This is a genomic window from Cuneatibacter sp. NSJ-177 (assembly GCF_022867805.1).
Lineage (GTDB): Bacteria > Bacillota > Clostridia > Lachnospirales > Lachnospiraceae > Pseudolachnospira.
In genome coordinates this window covers 228,434-245,670 of the sequence record NZ_JALIFO010000006.1, presented here as the reverse complement: position 1 = coordinate 245,670, position 17,237 = coordinate 228,434, and the positions used below count along the sequence as shown (strand labels likewise).

The window sequence follows — 17,237 nt, the reverse complement described above, 5'->3', positions numbered from 1 at the left end:
AGAAAATTTGTAAATGACTTGTAACCGAATTTGGGACAAAATCCTACAATTTTCTTAAGATTACAGTAGCACTTCCATTCGGACACGGCATCGTCCCTTCTTTGTCTCCCCTTCCACTCCCTGATAGACTGCTTTTCCAAATCCCCGCACGGCAATCCTGTCTCCGGGTTTTAAGAAATAGCTGGAATTCTCCGCCTCTCTTCCATTAATAAAGATAAGTTTTCTGCGAAACATCTCCGCCACCTGACTCCGCGACTTTCCGCACAAAGCTGCGATCACGGCGTCCGCTCTCTCGGAAGCCGTCAGCAGCAGGCGTTCTTCCTTCCGCACAGCAATCTCCTCCGGAATTTCGCCCGCCGGTTCGCAGGTCACAGCCGTATGTTTGACGCGGTCCAGGTTCTCGCATAGAAATGGGGCCATCTGTTCCGAGCAAAAAACATAGGCATCCTTGCCGCTCACCAGGATATCCCCGATCACATCCCGCTCCAGGCCCAGATTCAAGATGGCTCCTAAAAAATCCCGATGGGTCAGTTTATCCGCAAACTTTTCCTGCTTTGGCGAGACATGCAGGAGAGCGATCGGAAATTCTCCCGGGTAGCCAAAATCCTTTTCCGAACCAAATTCCGCCATCTGGCGGTCGCAGCCCTCCCGGCCTCCGAAGAGACGGACTTCCACAAAAGCCAGATCCCGTCCCATGGCCCCAAGCACGCTCTGCTCCGCCATCGACAAAAAGCCGGTGTAGCAATAAAGGTTCTGCCGGTACGCCTTTTCCGCTAAATCGAGAAAGCGTTTTCGCAAAATTTGTTCTTCTTCCATCATTCCCCTTCTTTACCCGCCTGCACATAGCCATCCACGACAGTCAGGCGCTTCTTTCGGATTTTCTCCGTATTCTTCAAAACCGTGGATTCATCGAGATGATAGCGCCCAGAAATGAACACCATCAAAATCCCGGCCACCACCGGTAAAATCCCATACCAAAAAGCAAAGCCACGCTCCGTCGCCACCGACTGAACTTCCAGCGCGTAATTGTATCCGATCGAATCCATGACGAGGCTGGCAAAATAAACGGAAAATCCGCTTCCGCATTTGATCGCAAAGGTAGCAATGGCATAGATGACGCCGGGACAACAGACGCCGGTTTCAATCTCGCCGAATTCCGCCGCTTCCGGGATCGATGCCCATACCAGGGCGAAGACACAGCTAAGAGCGATTCCAAGCAGAATAGACGAAACTACCAGCCAAACCATGTTTTTCTCACTGACAAAGACCAGGATCCCGGAAAAAACCGGGAGAACCCCCGAAACCATCAGCATATTCCGTTTTCCGACCCATTGAATCATCTTCGGCACCAGCGGCAGCAAGAATAAAGGCATGGTAAATACCACTGACAACAGGACGGAAATCGCCTCGGTCTTCTTTAAATAATAAATGCAAAAATAACTGGTACAGGCGGTACGGAAATTGAGACAAAAAGAAAATACCAGAGCAATCCCGATCAGGCACATGGCAGGCTTATTTTTGAAAAAGGCGTGGAGCGCCGCTTTGGCATCCGCATCATTTCGGGGCATCCGGTAACGCTCCTTCTGGGTAAAGAACACAACCAGATAGCCAATCACAGCAAAACCCGCCACCAGGAGTACCGTTGCCCGGTAGCCGCCGGCGTCCGGGGCCTGCTCATTTTCGCTGAACGTCAGCGCCAGAATCGTTCCAAAGGTGCTGATCAGAAATCCGGCCAAATTCGCCCCGTAGTCCCGGATGACTCCCATCAAAGTCCGTTCCCGGCGGTCCATCGTGGTCACATTGGGCAGGGCCCCGTAAGGAACGCCCGTCATGGTCGTGCCCAGGCTGTAGATGAAATACCAGGAAGCCATCCAGATAATCGCCTCCTCCTTCCGGAGCGCCGCGCGGGAAAACATCATTACAATGGAAATCGACGCCACCGGAATCCCGGCCAGAATCCAAGGCCGGTAGCACCCGAAGCGAGTTCTCGTCCGGTCCGCCGCCCGCCCCATAATCAGGTCGGTCACCGCGTCGCTGATCCGGGTAAATAAAAAAATCCGTCCGGCCGCTTCGGCAGATATCATCAGAATATCCGTGCAGTAGATCAAAAAGAACATACTGACAAAATTGATCAGCAGCTGGCCCGCCAAATCACCGAAGCCGTATCCAACCAATTCCCCGCGGCTCATGGTAGACGTTCTTTTTTCCATCGGCACCTCCCTACAGCTTCAGCCCTTTTTCCTGAAAATATTGCTTGGAGAATTTTACAAATGTGCGCATCGCCGGGGATAAAGTGGTATTTAAAAACATCATTCCCACCGGATAAGAATCCACGCCCGTTACCCTGCAAGTCACAAAATCCCGCGCTGCGGGAAGAATCGATTCAAACAAAATTCCCACGCCGAAATGGTTTTGAACCAGAGAAATCGTCGCGCTGACATCGTCCACCGAATAAAGATGGTCCCTCGGAAATTCTTTCTGCAGCAGTTCCTGCCAGAAATTCAGCTCCGGGTGGTGAGAAAACCAGTCCGGCACCATGATGTTTTCTTCCTTTACCTCTCCCAGCGTCGCAGACTCCCGGCCGGCCAGCGGATGATCCTCTGGCAAGATAAAGACAAAGTGGTTTTCCACCAGCGGAATGAATTTAAAGTCCGGCAGAATGGTCTTTGGAAGGAAGGCCACGTCCAGATTTCCTTTATAGAGATCGGTTTCTATCTCCTGATAGGGACGAATTTGCAGCTCCGCCTGGATTCCGCAGGATTCCCCCAGCGCCGTCAAAAGATCCGCGACATAGCGGGCCAGGAAAGTCTGGGATCCTCCCACATGCAGGACGCCGGAATGAAACCGCCGGTACTGGACCGCCAGCAGTTCAATCTCTTTTTGACAATCCATCAGCTGCCGGACCTTCGGCAGGATCTCCTCCCCATAGGCAGTCAAATAAACTCCGCGGTGACTGCGGGTTAAAATCGGAATTCCCAGCTCATCCTCCAGGCTTGCGATCGCATAACTGACCGTGGATGGAGCCTGATTCAGAGCCTTGGCCGCCTTCTGGATACTCTTGGTTTCTAAAACTTTCAACAAAACCCGATATTTATCAATCGACATACCTTTCCCACCACAACGCTCGTTATTTCTATTTATTATGGCATAATTGCCCCATCATTTCAAGTAAATCCGTAATAAGCCGCACGATTGATCCGCAATCCCGGCAAAGAAAAACCGGAGATCCCGCTGCTCGCACATTCGGGAATCTCCGGCCTATGGCTCATCCTCCGCCGTTACATGCCGAGGTAAGCTTTTTTCACAATGTCGGACGCCAGCAGCTCTTCGTTGGTGCCGCTGATGACCATTCTTCCGTTCTGGAGGACATAGCCGCGGTCAGCGTATTCCAGCGCCTCCTGCACCTTCTGTTCCACCAGCAGTACCGTGATCCCGATGGAATTGATCACTTTCAGAGAATCCATGACCTTATCCACCAGAACCGGCGCCAGCCCCAGGCTCATCTCATCAATCATCAAAAGCTTGGGACGGCTCATCATTCCTCTGGCGATCGCCAGCATCTGCTGCTCCCCGCCGCTGAAGGTTTCCGCCGCCTGGTTTTCCCGCTCTTTCAGTCGGGGGAACAGCTCAAACACCTGCTCCAGGCAGTCTTTCTTGGTCACCTCGTCTTTGAGCACATAGGCGCCCATCATCAGATTTTCTTTTACCGACAGCTTCCCAAAGAGCTGGCGTCCTTCCGGCACATGGGCCATCCCCATCTCCACCAGCTTGTGGGCGGGCACCTGATTGATTTTCTGCCCCATGTACGTGATCGTTCCGGCCATTGGTTTGAGAAGGCCCGAAAGCCCCCGGAGAATCGTTGATTTTCCTGCGCCGTTGGAACCGACGATGGAGACGATTTCCTTCTCATGCACCTCCAGGGATACATCGAAAATGACCGGTACGCCGTCATATCCCAATTTAAGATTTTCCACTTTTAGCATGATATCTGTCTCCCAAATAAGCTTTGATAACCTCTTCGTTGTTTACAATATCCTTCGGCAGGCCTTCTGCGATCTTCTTTCCTGCATTCAGAACCACAATCTTGTCGGAGATCGGCATGATCGCTTCCATGATATGCTCTACGACCAAAAGGGACAGCCCCTTCTCCCGCAGCGTTAAACACAACTGCATCACGTCTTTAATCTCCGTCTGGTTCAAACCGGCCATACATTCATCCAGCATCAAAAGCTCCGGCTTTGTGGCCAGGGCGCGGGCGATTTCCACCCGCTTTTTGTCGACGATGGTCAGGCTTCCCCCCAGCACATCTTTTTTGGCGGTCAGACCGGTCAGTTCCAGAATCTCCCCTGCCGCCTCTCTGGCCTTTTTCGCGCTGTTGGTGTGGAGGAAGGCGCCGGTCATGATATTTTCTTCCACCGTCATTTCTTTTAGCGTCTGCACAATCTGAAAGGTTCTGGTGACCCCCAGCTTGCAGATCTTATAGGACGGAAGCCCGGTGATATCTTTTCCGTGAAACAAGACGGTTCCGGAGGTGGGGGGATAAAAACCCGCGATACTGTTGAACAGGGTGGTTTTTCCGGCTCCGTTCGGTCCGATCAGGCTGACAATCTCTTTTTCCCCGACGGTGAAGGAAACGTCCTCATTGGCCACCAGGCTGCCAAACTTTTTCGTGATATTCCGAATCTCAAGAATGGGTTTCAATCTTACCATCACCTCCCGCTTCCTTCTTCCGGGTAAACCGGCTTTGAATCCGCTTTGCCACGCCGATGATCCCCTGAGGCTCAAAGCAAGTGACCAGCACAATCAGCAGGCCGAAAATAATCAGATTCAGCCCGGAACCGGAACCTCCGGTCAGCCGCCGCATCCAAAGTTCCAGCGAGTAATAGATTGCCGAACCGATAATCGGGCCGTACACGTTCCCGATCCCGCCGAGAACCGTGACCAGTACAAAGATCATGGAGACGCTCAAGGGAAATACGGTCTCCGCATCGATGTATTTGAAAAACTGAGCGAAGAAGGTACCGCCGACGGCGGCCAGGAATGCACTGATGCACATGGCGGCCAGCTTATAATTCCGCGGGTTAACGCCGACCGACTCCGCCACCTCATGGCTCTCCCGGATCGCCTTCCAATAAAATCCAAGCTTGGAGTGCTCCAAAGCCAGGCAGAGGATGAAGACCAGGATAAATACGGCCAGGGTGACGATCAAAAACGGAATGCGGTTTCTGACGTCCAGGCTCAGCCAGGCAATCTTTCCCCAGGCCGACTTGGAGGATCCTTCCACCAGCGTATTGATGGGAGTCAGCGCGATGCCGTCGCCGGCGCCCACGTAACTCCACTTGCTGAACAGCACCCGGAGGATCTCCGCCACACAGAGCGTTGCAATGGCGAAATAGTGGCCCTTTAATCGGAACATTTTAAAATTGATCACAAAGGCCAGCGCCGCGGCAATGATCCCGCCTGTAAACATCCCGACCCAGGGAGTGATATGAAAATATTCCAGCAGGACGGTGGAAGTATATGCGCCGATTCCAAAATAGGCGGCGTGCCCGAAAGAAGTCTGCCCGGTAAAACCGGTGATCAGGTTCCAGGCTTCCCCGGCCATGGCATAAATCAGCATATAAATGATCACGTTATGGACATCCGTATTGTTTCCAATCGTAAGAGGGATAAGGAAAAGTGCAGCAAAGATTACGATTGCAAACCGGTATTTTTTCAGCATTACCATCCGAACAACCCCTTTGGACGAATTTGAATGGCTACAAGGTAGATCACGAAAACCACCAGATACTTAAACGAGGTACCGATCAGGTATCCGCCCACCGCCTCGGCAAGGCCGATCAAAAGACCGGCGAACAAGGCCCCCTTGATGTTCCCGAAGCCGCCGAGCGCTACAATGACAAAGGCTAACGTACTGTAGAGCGCGCAGGCTTCCGGATAGATCGGGGTAAAGGAGGACATCAGGGCCGCGGCTGCACCGACGCAGGCTCCTGAAAGCCCAAAGGTAATCGCAAAGATCTTGCTGGTATTGATTCCCATCAGTTTTGCCGCGCTTTTGTTCATCGAGGTGGCTTTGATTGCCACGCCGGTCTTCGTCTTATTGACGAACCAGATGACCACAAAGGTCAGCAGCAGGGATCCCACGGCGGCCACAATATAGTCTTTCCGGATGAACAGTTCTCCGATCTGGATGCTGTCGCTCCCGACCAGGGGGTTTGTAATGTTCCGGTAGTTGGCGGTCCAGAAAAACTGAGTTAAATTTTTCAAAACCATGCTGAGACCAAAGGTAGCCAAAAGCGCCGTCAAAGGCGGGGCGTTTAACACTCGTTTGATGACCAGGAAATACATCAGCACGCCCAGAATAAAAATAAGGAGTATAACGATCGGCAAAGATAGGATCGGGTCAATGGAGAGGAGACTCCAAATCCAGAATGCCGCATACATGCCCCAGAGCAGCATCTCGCCATGGGCAAAATTGACGATGTCCATCACTCCCCAGGTGAGCGTCAGGCCAACGGCAACCAGCGCATAGACGAAACCGTTCATGAGCCCATTGATCATGATCTGTCCCATAAAATCCTCCTGTTCCTCACAGAGCCTGTGTTCCAAAAAGGGAGGCCGGTTCTTTTCCGGCCTCCCTTTGCTAAATTTACGGATTCAGCACGGGTTCTGCCGTGGTGTAATCGTTGATCGGATAGACCACCTCATACTTCCCTTGGATCAACTGTGTGACGACGGCCGGCATGATAATGTTCTGGCCATTTTCGTCAAACTGGATTTCTTCTGTGATCAGATACGGAGCTTCAAATTTATTTTCTTTCAGCGCTTTGATGATGGCGTCGGCGTCGGTGCTGCCCGCCTTCTCAATTCCCTGGGCCGCTACAATAACGGAAGCAAATTCTTCGAGGGCCGGACCGTCGATGTCCTGGCCGGTTTTCGCCTTGTACAGCTCATTTACATAGGAAAAAATCTCCATCTTGCTGGAAAGCTGGGCCGTGCAGGCCTGGCCTCCGGCATAGGTATCCGTGCCGAGATCCGCCGCCACCGCAGCAAAGGAAGCATCCTGGAAGCCGCCGCAGTAACAGATGATTGCCGTCGGGTCAAAATTCAGAGACTTGTAGGCTTTCGCAAAGGAAGTCAGGTCGCCGATGTAGGAGGCCTGGAAGACCACCTGCGCGCCGGATTCTTTGATCTTTGCCGCCTCGGTATCAAAGGAGGTGCTGGACGCATCGTAGGAAACGCTTTCCACAACCTCAAAGTGATACTGTTCCGCAAATTTCTTAAACATTTCTTCCGCGTGGATGCCGTAGGAATTATTGATCCAGGCAATGGCAACCTTCTCAATGCCGGCATTGTACTTTTCATTGAGATACGTCAGGTATTCGAAGAATTCGTCGGACTCCTGCTCATCATTAGCCGCTACCCGGTTAAAAATGGAGCCGAATGCGTAGGTGGTCCCGTCGGTCAGAGCTGCGGAGCTGGAGGAACCGCAGATCATCGGAACGTTGTATTCCAGCGCTGCATTCGCCACTGCCGCAGAGCATCCGCTGTTGTATGCGCCGGTGATCGCTACGACGCCCTGGTCCAAAAGTTTGCTGGCTTCGGTGGTGGCTTTATCCGAGTTGGCTTCGTGGTCCGCAAAAACCAGTTCGATCTTTGATCCGCCCAGGATTCCTTCCTTTTTTGCCAGATCCCAATCCAAATCATGGGAGTTATTGATGATATCCTGGGCCACTTCCATGGCTGCCTTCAGGTACTCGCCGGTGGACGATCCGGTCAAAGGTAAAACGGCGCCGATTTCAATCGTATCGCCGGCAGCAGCAGGGGCAGCCGTCGTGGCTTCCGCCTTCGTATTATCCGTGGCAGGCGCCTGTGATTCGGAGCCGGAAGCGGGCGCTTCTGTTGTGGCCCCCGATTCTGAACTACAGGCAGTGAAGGCGAACACCATTGCCAAACAGAGACAGACTGAGACAACTTTGCCAAACATTTTCCTTTTCATACTTTACCTCCCTGATTTTTTTTCGATCCCAACCTATTTTTTTAATTTTATATTAAAAAGATTAGGTTTTCGATATTTAGAGTTTATCACAGTTTCTTTTTCAAACATATTCCAAATAAACTAATGGTATCATCAATTTTTTCGCACGCAAAACCATCCCCCTTACTTTTCTCAAGTTAACTCCCGCTATTCTTGTTTTTCAAAGCTCCCTTTTGGAAATCCAATGGTTTCCATACCGAACCTTCCGGTCTTCTTCCTGGTAAATTAACTGTCTTCTTTGGCGGCAGGGCTCAAACTGCGGACGCTCCTTGTCTGAACAACAAAAAGGGAAGAGCCGCACAGACTCTTCCCTAAGCATGATAAAATTTCTCAGTAAATCCTACCAAGGCACCTTATTTCTTTCCTTTAATATACTGATCAATGGCAGCGGCAGCCGATTTTCCTGCGCCCATGGCCAGGATAACCGTAGCCGCGCCGGTCACCGCGTCGCCGCCGGCATATACGCCCTCGCGGCTGGTCAGCCCGTCGTCGCCGTTGGTCACGATACAGCCGTGACGGTTGGTCTCCAGACCCTTGGTCGTGTTGCGGATCAGAGGGTTCGGCGAGGTTCCGATGGCCATGATTACACAGTCGACATCCAGTTTAAAATCCGATCCGTCGATCTTTACCGGACGGCGTCTGCCGGAGGCATCGGGCTCTCCCAGCTCCATCTGAATACAGTTCATGCCTGCCACAAAGCCTTCGTCATTTCCGATGATCTCAGTCGGAGCAGTCAGGAGTTTGAAGATAATTCCCTCTTCCTTCGCGTGCTCCACTTCCTCGGCACGGGCCGGAAGCTCTGCCTCAGAACGGCGGTATACGATATAAACTTCCTCCGCGCCCAGACGCTTGGCCGAACGGGCGGCGTCCATGGCCACGTTTCCGCCGCCAACTACCGCAACTCTCTTCGCGTGCATGACCGGCGTATCGCTTCCATCCTTGTAAGCCTTCATCAGGTTTACGCGGGTCAGGAATTCATTGGCCGAGTATACTGCCTTTAAGTTTTCGCCCGGAATCTTCATGAAGCTCGGAAGTCCCGCGCCGGACCCGATGAATACAGCCTCGAAGCCCTCTTCTTCCATCAGCTCGTCTACAGAGATGGAACGGCCGACCACCATATTGGTCTCAACCTTTACGCCCAGCTCCTTCAAAGTATCGACTTCCTTCTGGACGATGGCCTTCGGAAGACGGAACTCCGGAATACCATATACCAGCACGCCGCCAGCCAGATGCAGCGCTTCATAGATCGTTACTGCATAGCCCATCTTCGCCAGATCACCGGCGCAGGTAAGTCCGGCCGGGCCGGCGCCGACGATGGCAACCTTGTGGCCGTTTTGTTCCGGTTTCGCCGGAGCCTCAGAGCAGTTCGCGTTATGATAATCCGCCACAAAACGCTCCAGACGGCCGATGGCAACCGGCTCGCCTTTTACGCCGCGGACACAGTACTTCTCACACTGGCTTTCCTGGGGGCAGACACGGCCGCAGACGGCGGGCAGGGAGCTGTCCTCATTGATGACCTGGTAAGCGCCCTCAAAATCTCCTTCCGCCACTTTGGCGATGAACTCAGGAATCTTAATGTTAACCGGACATCCCTGTACGCAAGGTTTCTTCTTGCAGTGCAGGCAGCGCTGCGCTTCATCGACCGCCTGTTCTGCGGTATATCCCAGCGCTACTTCATTGAAATTTTTATTTCTGACATTCGGATCTTGCTCCGGCATTTTATTTTTAACAAGAGACATGTTTGCCATGATTACTGAACCTCCTTCTTAAACAGATTGCAGGTTTCATCGTATCTTTCCTTCTCGAACGGCTTATACATCGCGCCGCGGGACATTGCCTCTGCGAAGTCTACCTGGTGTCCGTCGAATTCCGGGCCGTCCACGCAGGCGAATTTGGTTTCGCCGCCCACGGTCAGACGGCAGCCGCCGCACATACCCGTACCGTCAATCATGATCGGATTCATGGAAATCACGGTCTTGATGTCATATTTCTTGGTAACCTGGCAAACAAATTTCATCATGATAACCGGTCCGATGGCAATGACCTCGTCGTACTTCTCACCGGCCAGAATCAGTTCCTCCAGTCCCTGAGTAACCAGTCCCTTGACGCCGTAGGTTCCGTCGTCCGTCATCATGATCATTTTATCGCTGACAGCTTTGAACTCATCTTCTAAAATCACAATATCTTTGCTGCGGAAACCAACGATCGTATGTACCTCACAGCCCATGCTGTGGAGCTTTTTCGCAACCGGATACGCAATCGCGCAGCCGACGCCGCCGCCGACAACCGCAACTTTCTTCAATCCCTCCAGATGGGACGGAGTACCGAGCGGTCCCACAAAATCCTGAATATAATCGCCGGCCTCTTTGTGGTTCAGCTTTGCCGTTGTAGCTCCGACAATCTGATAAATAATCGTAACGACCCCTTTTTCCCTGTCATAATCCGCTATCGTCAGCGGGATCCTCTCGCCGTTCTCATCCACGCGCAAGATGATAAACTGACCGGGTTCTGCTTTCCGGGCAACATGGGGAGCCTCGATATCCATCAGGGTCACCGTAGGATTCAGCTCAGCTTTTCGTAAAATCTTGTACATATCCACCATACCTTTCTCTGAGTTTACACAGCTCTCAGCAACGCTGTTTTCTGTATTATAACAAAGTTGATCATATTTGTAAAATAAAATTTGAAGGAAAAATCCTTATTTGTCAACGGTATATATTGTATCCCCAAACCTTATGTTTTCCTTGCTTTTTCCGGGTTAACAGGCTTCCCTGTTACAGAATTAACAAGTTTTCCATTGCAGATCCCCTATCTTTTATAAATATTTCTATATATTTTTATATTAATTATGTATTTATAAGCACCTTCTAACTCCATGGAACTCAGTCAGACTTTATTTTGTTAATCGAACATCACGGTTTTTCTTGAAAAAGAATTCCACAGTGTAAAATTGTTCTAAATGCAGGAAAAACAGGAGCTCTCCGGAAAAATACCTGGAAAACGGCCTGTTTTACCATTTTTTCGCCGGGCTATCGCACCGTCACGGAACATTCACCGGCTGACCTCGATTCTCGCCTTCTCCGCCGCAGCCAAGAAGTCGTTGACTTTTTCCACCCCCAGATCCGCCCGCAGCTGATCCAACAGATCCGCATTTCCGGAACGCATCTGCTCCAAAAGGTCATTGGACGGCACAATCACTTCCATCCCCCATTCCTCCTGAAGCTGCTGCAACTGCTTGGCGTCTTCCTGGGGCATCATTCGGATATCCTCCTCTTTCAGCTTGCTCATAAAGCGCGCCAAAAGATCTTTATTCTCCTCAGACAGCGCGTCATACTGCTCTTTATTCATTACATAGTTGGTGACCATCGGCACATGGTTGGTCAAGATCAGGTATTTCTGAACCTCATAGAACCGCTTGGAGACCAAATTGTACAACGGATTCTCCTGGGCGTCCACGGTTCCCTGGCGGAGGGCGATATAGACCTCGCTGTAGGGAAGCGGCATGGCAACGGCGCCCAAAGAAGACCAATACAGAGACTGGTAAGGGCTTTCCATCGTCCGAATCCGCAGGTTTTTAAAATCCTCCATCGTGTACACAGGCTTGTTGCTGCTCAGCTGGCGGAAGGACAGGGCATAGCTTTCTAAAAGTTCCAGACCGGCATCCCGGTAATATTCCTGCATGATTTCCAGATACCCGTCGTCCATCATCTGATTGTACTGCTCCACGCTGGAAAAAATCCCCGGCGCATCCAGGAGCGCCGCTTCTGCCACAGCCTCCTTTTGATAGGCCGGCACCGTGTTGACAATGTTCAACGTCCCTAGTTTTACACCCTCAATGAGCTCGATATCGCCGCCCAATTTAGCCGCATCGTACATGTCCATGGTCAGTTTCCCGCCGGACCATTCCTCCAGGGCATCGCAGCACTGTTCAAACACTTCCCCCCGAAGGACGCCGGTCCAGTTGGCGGAAGTCGCCATGACCAGACGGACGGAATCCGTCTCCGGCGCTTCGGTCGGGGCCTCCGTCGTTATTTCCTCCATCGGCCCACTGCATCCGGCCAGGCCGAGCAACAGTACAAGGGCGATGCTAAGAATGCGTTTCACTATTTCCCTCTCCCCCTTCCTTCTGGCGCTCCCGGTATTGGCCCGGAGTAAATCCCGTATGCTTCTTAAATACCCGGCTGAAACTCTGGGCTGAATTAAATCCACACTTGTAACCGATCTCAGCCACACTCTCCTCGGCTTCCTTCAAAAACTGTTTGGCCTGTTCGACACGAAACGCATTTAAATAGGAAGAAAAACCTCCTTTATTCACCTCGGTAAAAATCCCGCTCAGGTAAGGCGAGGAAATTCCGATGGCCTCGCTGACTTCATTCAAGGACAAATTCCCGTCCGAATAATGGGAAGCAATATAATCCTTCGCCGCCTCCACATATTTGTAACGGTTTTTCTTGCTTCCGGTCTGGATGACGTGAATGGCTCTGCGATAAAAATCGCGCATAAACTGTTCCATCTCCCGCACGTCGCCGATCTGCCGGAGCCGCTCCGGACATTCAGAAAAACTTTCTTCCTTTTTCTCCCCATCCATGACATGACAGGCGGCCAGCTTTTCCAGCATAATCTCCATAATCAACTCATAATAAGGCAGGCAGTCCCCCGGCTCTTCCCCTTCTCCGATCTCCTGGATCAGGTTTTCCGCCGCCTTTTCCGATTCATCCTTTCCGCTCTTCTCCACCATTTCGGCGATCTGAGTGCCCCGGTCCCGGTAATATTTCTGGCCGAAATCCACAATGTTTTCGTTTTCCGGGTCTTCCGCCATGTACCGGCGGTATCTCACCTCTGCCACGGCTTCCTGGAATGAGTAGGACAGGGAGAGCATGTCGCTGTACACTTTCCCTTTTCCAAACAAAACCTCATAAGGCAGTGCCTCGGTCTGGTTTTCCACCCGCCCGATCAGTTCCCGGACCTGCTGTTTTACCTGGATGACGGAAATCTCTTCATGGAAACAGCAGATCACCGCCAAAATATCCTTCTCCATATAGAAGGGAAACAGCCGCCCTTCTTTGGGCTCCATTTCACTTAAGATACCAACGATACTCCTCTGATACAGATTGGTCTCCACCATGGTCAGCTCCCGGTCTTTCGGCAGAACCAGCGCCCCGGCAAGTACCAGATACCGGCCGGTAATAAAATCGGACATCCCGATTCCTTCCAGTGTATTCTTGATCTGCTCCTTTGTGATCTCCTTGCGCTGCAAAATCTTCCGGAACATCTGCTCCATGATATCCTGGGACACCGACTGCATCAACTGGCGGTGCTGCATGTTTTCTCCCACCAGGTTTGCGTAGGCCAGTTCCAGATAATCTGTCTCATTCCGCACCTTATCCGCCGGCATCCCTTCCAAATCCTGATGCCCGGCCGTCATCTGCATCAGCCGGTTGATCGGCTGATAGATGCTGCGGGTAATATAGACGGAAAACAACTGGCTGAACAGGGCGTATGCCAACAAGAACGGCAGGCCGATCCCGACCGCAGGGAGCAGGTTGCTGGTCAGCCCCTCGCTTCCCACCGGAAGCAGGTAAGTCCACTCGGTCACCGGCGATTGATACCGGTACCAATTATCCCCGGACAGTTCCTCAAAAGACACGCCCTCCTGCTGCCCCTTCTTCCCGGCAAACAACGTATTCCCTCCGCCGTCAAACACCTGCACGACCGCCTCAGCTCCCTCCGACTGAATCACCGTGTAGAGCTGATCTGTGTTCAGCTGGGCGAAAATAGCTCCGATAAAATTGGGTACGCAGAAATCCACAGCCACATAGAGGTGATCCTCATAGGAAAAGATTTTCCACTCTGTGTCCCCCTGGCTCTTCCGCTCCCGGTCATGGTTGTCCAAATACAACCGAATCGCATTCTGGTCGGAAAAACTGTCCAAGGGAAGATAGTTTCCGTCGGAACCAAAAACCTCCTCGGATGCGGGAAGATAGAGAAACGCCTGCTCGATCAAAGCATTTCCCGTCACATACCCGGCCAGTTGATCCACAATCCGGAAAGAACGATCCGAGTCTTTATTATAAGGATTCACCATCAGAGAAATGAAATCACTGGACCAGAGACTCTGTTCCATATTCTGAGCAATATTTTGAAGCCGCGTGTCCACATCATCCCCGATCCGGCGCAGCTGAGTCAGATTCAAATCGTCGATCCGGTCCTTTTGCGTGCGGACCACCAACTGATTGATAAAAAGGGCAAACATTAGAACAGTAACTACCGACAGAATAGACAGCATCCCAAAAGTCTTATAAAAAATACTCTTTCTGTGAAACGCGTTCACAAACAACGGCATTTTTCGATTTTTTCCCATGCTACCTCCCCGTTTCATATCTATTTATTATAAAGCCCAGGCACAAAAAACGCAAGGAAGAAATCATCCCTGCGTGTTTTGTTTCCCTATTTCAGCAATTGAAATCCAATCTACAACATTGCCATCAGGACTACCATAATACCGCAGCTGATCAGGAAGGAAAGCGAGGTCGTGAAGCTGGCCAGTCCCACATCGCCCTGGATCTGCTCGGTATAAATGCCTGCGATACTGGGAATCGGGGCAAACGCGCACATCACCAGAACCTGTCTGGTCAGGCCATCAAAGGGCAGCAGAAAATAGAAAACCAACGCGAGTAAAAGCGCGCAAATATATTTTCTCCAGAGAATCCCAAAAGCCGCCTTGATGTATGCTTTGTCAAATCGGATCTCAAACATCAGGCCGATCATAAACATGGATACAAACGCATTGGCATTCCCTGTGGGCTGAGCCACCGTCACCAGCGCCTCCGGCGGACGGATCCCGAACAAAGCCAAAATAATCAAGGTCAGATAGGTCAGGATCGTCACGGAATGAAAAAGTTTCCGGAAGATGTCCTTCACCGTAACCTTCTCCCCCTCCGCTTTGATCACGCTGGTGGTAAAAATATAGACGCCTCCGGTAGCCATCACGGTGTTCCCGGAGTCAAACAGCGCGGTCAGCGCCACGCCGCTTCCGCCCAATAACTGCTGGACAAAGGGAATCAAGAAATTTCCCATATTGAAACTGGAAGCACAGATCATTTTTAAAGACCGGAGTTTTCGGTCGTTCCGGTCTTTCCCGGTCGTAAAATAAGTAAACAGCAGGCCGGCCCAGTTGGACAAAAAAGCGATCAGAACAATACTCAGCAGCGAGTAGTCCAACTCGAAATTGGCAAAAGAACAGATCACCGCGGCCGGCAATGTGATATTCAGAGCAATTTTTCCCAACAGGCGGTAGTCCGTCTCACCGAAGAAGTGAACCTTTTTCAAAAAATAGCCGAGAGCAAGCGGTCCCAAAAGGGACAGCATTTTTGTCAATATTTCCATTTCCCGCACCCCTTACTTCGGCAGGAGCGTCTTCGGGATTTCCGGGTCAATTTTCGCATAGTCTTTAACGTGTGCGATAATGGCGGGAATCAAAAGATCCGGATCTGCGATACGCCTGTGAAGAAAGAAGTTTCCCTCCTTGGTATAAAAACAGCAGGGATAAGTCAGAGAAATCTTGTTGGGATCGTACATGACCTTCTGAAAAGAATCCCAGCGGTACTTTTTCGTTCTCTTCCCATCACAGTACTCCAGCCCGTCCGCTTTAATCCGGTAGCAAATCGCCTGGAATTTACGGATCCGCAGCATATCGGAGAAGATGATCAGCACGCCTGCCAAAATAAAAATAACAATCAGCAGATACTTAATCAAATTCTGATAACGCGGATGATCTTTAAATAAGAGATTAAAGGTGGCGTAAAAAACAAGTATGATGATGATATTTAAATAAATATCTTTGACCAGTTTTCTTTGGTACCGATCTTCAATCGGAAATACCGTCTTTGTTTCCTTACCCATGGGATGAGAAATTCCTTTCTTGTGTAATCAGCACGTTCCTATTGAAATAGGGAGGGCAGATGCTTCTGCCCTCCCCAAAGAATATCACAGTTTTAAATCCGAGTCAATTATTTGCCAAGGTAAGCATTGTACAGGTCGTCGCCGACAACACCCTTGATCTCCTCGTAAACGCCCTGAGACTTCTCGATCATCTGCTGACGAAGATCCTCGGACAGGTCAACGATCGTAGCGCCGCCGCCGGTGATTACTTCCACACGCTGATCTACACGGTCATCAGCCTGCTGACGAGCATATACCTTTGCTTCGCTGGCAGCCTTCATAACCAAATTCTGCTCATCCTCATTCAGGGTATCCCACAGAGCGGTACCAGTGATCAGAGCCAGGGTGTGAGGCACATGGTTGGTGTTGATTACGTGGCTCTGCACTTCGTAGAACTTGGAACCGGCAACTACCTCATAAGGGTTCTCCTGAGCATCCAGAGCCTTGGTCTGCAGGCTGGTGTAAACCTCAGAGAAGGTCATCGGAGTCGGGTTTGCACCGATGGCGGTCCAGAATGCCATATGGTACTTGTTGTCCATGGTACGAATCTTGATACCGGAGAAATCATCGATGGTCTTGATCTCTTTGTTTGCGGTCATAACACGGAAGCCCTGATCCGCAAAGCCCAGCAGCTTGTAGCCGCCTTCGTTGTAAACGGCGTCAACCTGATCCATGAATGCCTGGTTATCAATGGCAGCACGGAACTCGTCGATGGTGGCAAATGCACAAGGGATATCAAATACAGCCAGCTTGGGCATGAAAGCAACTTCCGGAGCAGTGGTCTGTACCAGGAAGTTTGCGCCGCCGTCCTGAGCCTTTACGGACTCCAGCAGGGACTTATCATTTCCGATCTGAGCGTTCGGATATACTTCCAGGTCAATTTTGCCTTCGCTGTACTCTTCCAGCAGTCTCTCGAACTCTTTTGCAAACAGGTGGGTTACAGCGTCTTCTACACTGTCGGTACCCAGCGTCCAAGCCTGCTCGTTGACATTTGCAAGGTCAAACGTATAATCAGTCGCGGCAGCTCCGCCGGCAGCAGTCGTTCCGGCAGCGGCAGTCGTGGCTCCGGCAGCGGTGGTAGCTTCTGCCGCAGTGGTTCCTTCCGCAGCGGTCGTGGCCTCTGCAGCGGTGGTTCCCGGTGCAGCCGTAGTCGTCGTGTCATTGCCGCTGCCGCAGGCCGTCATGGAAACAGCCATCATAGCAGCCATAGCCATTGCTACAATCTTTTTCATTTTTTTTCTTCCTCCTTGAAAAAATG

15 protein-coding genes are annotated in these 17,237 nt (G+C 51.3%); all 15 read right to left on the bottom strand.

Translation table 11 applies throughout. From position 1 onward, the window contains the following. Nucleotides 1–60: 60 nt before the first annotated feature. Entirely contained in the window at nt 61–816 is a 756-nt protein-coding gene (locus MUB23_RS09060) for a YlmH/Sll1252 family protein (protein WP_244800172.1), read from the bottom strand. Then, complete coding sequence (locus MUB23_RS09055; protein ID WP_244800171.1) at nt 816–2,210, bottom strand: MFS transporter; 1,395 nt, start codon at nt 2,208–2,210, stop codon at nt 816–818. The genes MUB23_RS09060 and MUB23_RS09055 overlap by 1 nt, the downstream gene beginning before the upstream one ends. A gap of 10 nt (nt 2,211–2,220) precedes the next feature. After that, nucleotides 2,221–3,105 carry a LysR family transcriptional regulator gene (locus MUB23_RS09050; RefSeq protein ID WP_244800168.1) on the bottom strand — a complete coding sequence of 295 codons (885 nt, stop codon included), beginning with the start codon at nt 3,103–3,105 and terminating at the stop codon, nt 2,221–2,223. Nucleotides 3,106–3,278: 173 nt separating this feature from the next. Beyond that, entirely contained in the window at nt 3,279–3,983 is a 705-nt protein-coding gene (locus MUB23_RS09045; RefSeq protein ID WP_244800166.1) for an ABC transporter ATP-binding protein, read from the bottom strand. Continuing rightward, complete coding sequence (locus tag MUB23_RS09040; RefSeq protein WP_244800164.1) at nt 3,961–4,710, bottom strand: ABC transporter ATP-binding protein; 750 nt, start codon at nt 4,708–4,710, stop codon at nt 3,961–3,963. The genes MUB23_RS09045 and MUB23_RS09040 overlap by 23 nt, the downstream gene beginning before the upstream one ends. Further along, entirely contained in the window at nt 4,685–5,728 is a 1,044-nt protein-coding gene (locus tag MUB23_RS09035) for a branched-chain amino acid ABC transporter permease (RefSeq protein WP_244800162.1), read from the bottom strand. Before MUB23_RS09035 ends, MUB23_RS09040 begins: the two co-directional genes overlap by 26 nt. Beyond that, nucleotides 5,722–6,573 carry a branched-chain amino acid ABC transporter permease gene (locus tag MUB23_RS09030; protein ID WP_244800161.1) on the bottom strand — a complete coding sequence of 284 codons (852 nt, stop codon included), beginning with the start codon at nt 6,571–6,573 and terminating at the stop codon, nt 5,722–5,724. The genes MUB23_RS09035 and MUB23_RS09030 overlap by 7 nt, the downstream gene beginning before the upstream one ends. Before the next feature lie 76 nt (nt 6,574–6,649). Beyond that, entirely contained in the window at nt 6,650–7,999 is a 1,350-nt protein-coding gene (locus tag MUB23_RS09025; protein WP_244800159.1) for an ABC transporter substrate-binding protein, read from the bottom strand. Nucleotides 8,000–8,391: 392 nt separating this feature from the next. Next, on the bottom strand, nt 8,392–9,786 hold the full coding sequence (gltA, locus tag MUB23_RS09020; RefSeq protein WP_244800157.1) for an NADPH-dependent glutamate synthase: 1,395 nt from the start codon (nt 9,784–9,786) through the stop codon (nt 8,392–8,394). 2 nt (nt 9,787–9,788) lie between these two features. Beyond that, nucleotides 9,789–10,631 (bottom strand): sulfide/dihydroorotate dehydrogenase-like FAD/NAD-binding protein, encoded by an 843-nt coding sequence (locus MUB23_RS09015; protein WP_244800155.1) that lies wholly within the window; start codon nt 10,629–10,631, stop codon nt 9,789–9,791. A gap of 458 nt (nt 10,632–11,089) precedes the next feature. Further along, nucleotides 11,090–12,142: a TRAP transporter substrate-binding protein gene (locus tag MUB23_RS09010; RefSeq protein ID WP_244800153.1), complete on the bottom strand. Its 1,053-nt coding sequence runs from the start codon at nt 12,140–12,142 to the stop codon at nt 11,090–11,092. Continuing rightward, nucleotides 12,126–14,399, bottom strand: a complete 2,274-nt coding sequence (locus MUB23_RS09005; RefSeq protein WP_244800151.1) for a helix-turn-helix transcriptional regulator — start codon at nt 14,397–14,399, stop codon at nt 12,126–12,128. Before MUB23_RS09005 ends, MUB23_RS09010 begins: the two co-directional genes overlap by 17 nt. A gap of 110 nt (nt 14,400–14,509) precedes the next feature. Continuing rightward, nucleotides 14,510–15,424, bottom strand: a complete 915-nt coding sequence (locus MUB23_RS09000) for an AEC family transporter (RefSeq protein ID WP_244800149.1) — start codon at nt 15,422–15,424, stop codon at nt 14,510–14,512. 12 nt (nt 15,425–15,436) lie between these two features. Continuing rightward, complete coding sequence (locus MUB23_RS08995) at nt 15,437–15,940, bottom strand: hypothetical protein (protein ID WP_244800147.1); 504 nt, start codon at nt 15,938–15,940, stop codon at nt 15,437–15,439. 107 nt (nt 15,941–16,047) lie between these two features. After that, on the bottom strand, nt 16,048–17,211 hold the full coding sequence (locus MUB23_RS08990) for a TRAP transporter substrate-binding protein (RefSeq protein WP_244800145.1): 1,164 nt from the start codon (nt 17,209–17,211) through the stop codon (nt 16,048–16,050). Nucleotides 17,212–17,237 lie beyond the last annotated feature (26 nt).

Coding starts and splice junctions, on each gene's coding strand:
- MUB23_RS09060 (WP_244800172.1), bottom strand. CDS start 816: ATGGAAGAAGAACAAATTTTGCGAAAACGCTTTCTCGATTTAGCGGAA.
- MUB23_RS09055 (WP_244800171.1), bottom strand. CDS start 2,210: ATGGAAAAAAGAACGTCTACCATGAGCCGCGGGGAATTGGTTGGATAC.
- MUB23_RS09050 (WP_244800168.1), bottom strand. CDS start 3,105: ATGTCGATTGATAAATATCGGGTTTTGTTGAAAGTTTTAGAAACCAAG.
- MUB23_RS09045 (WP_244800166.1), bottom strand. CDS start 3,983: ATGCTAAAAGTGGAAAATCTTAAATTGGGATATGACGGCGTACCGGTC.
- MUB23_RS09040 (WP_244800164.1), bottom strand. CDS start 4,710: ATGGTAAGATTGAAACCCATTCTTGAGATTCGGAATATCACGAAAAAG.
- MUB23_RS09035 (WP_244800162.1), bottom strand. CDS start 5,728: ATGGTAATGCTGAAAAAATACCGGTTTGCAATCGTAATCTTTGCTGCA.
- MUB23_RS09030 (WP_244800161.1), bottom strand. CDS start 6,573: ATGGGACAGATCATGATCAATGGGCTCATGAACGGTTTCGTCTATGCG.
- MUB23_RS09025 (WP_244800159.1), bottom strand. CDS start 7,999: ATGAAAAGGAAAATGTTTGGCAAAGTTGTCTCAGTCTGTCTCTGTTTG.
- gltA (WP_244800157.1), bottom strand. CDS start 9,786: ATGGCAAACATGTCTCTTGTTAAAAATAAAATGCCGGAGCAAGATCCG.
- MUB23_RS09015 (WP_244800155.1), bottom strand. CDS start 10,631: ATGTACAAGATTTTACGAAAAGCTGAGCTGAATCCTACGGTGACCCTG.
- MUB23_RS09005 (WP_244800151.1), bottom strand. CDS start 14,399: ATGGGAAAAAATCGAAAAATGCCGTTGTTTGTGAACGCGTTTCACAGA.
- MUB23_RS09000 (WP_244800149.1), bottom strand. CDS start 15,424: ATGGAAATATTGACAAAAATGCTGTCCCTTTTGGGACCGCTTGCTCTC.
- MUB23_RS08995 (WP_244800147.1), bottom strand. CDS start 15,940: ATGGGTAAGGAAACAAAGACGGTATTTCCGATTGAAGATCGGTACCAA.
- MUB23_RS08990 (WP_244800145.1), bottom strand. CDS start 17,211: ATGAAAAAGATTGTAGCAATGGCTATGGCTGCTATGATGGCTGTTTCC.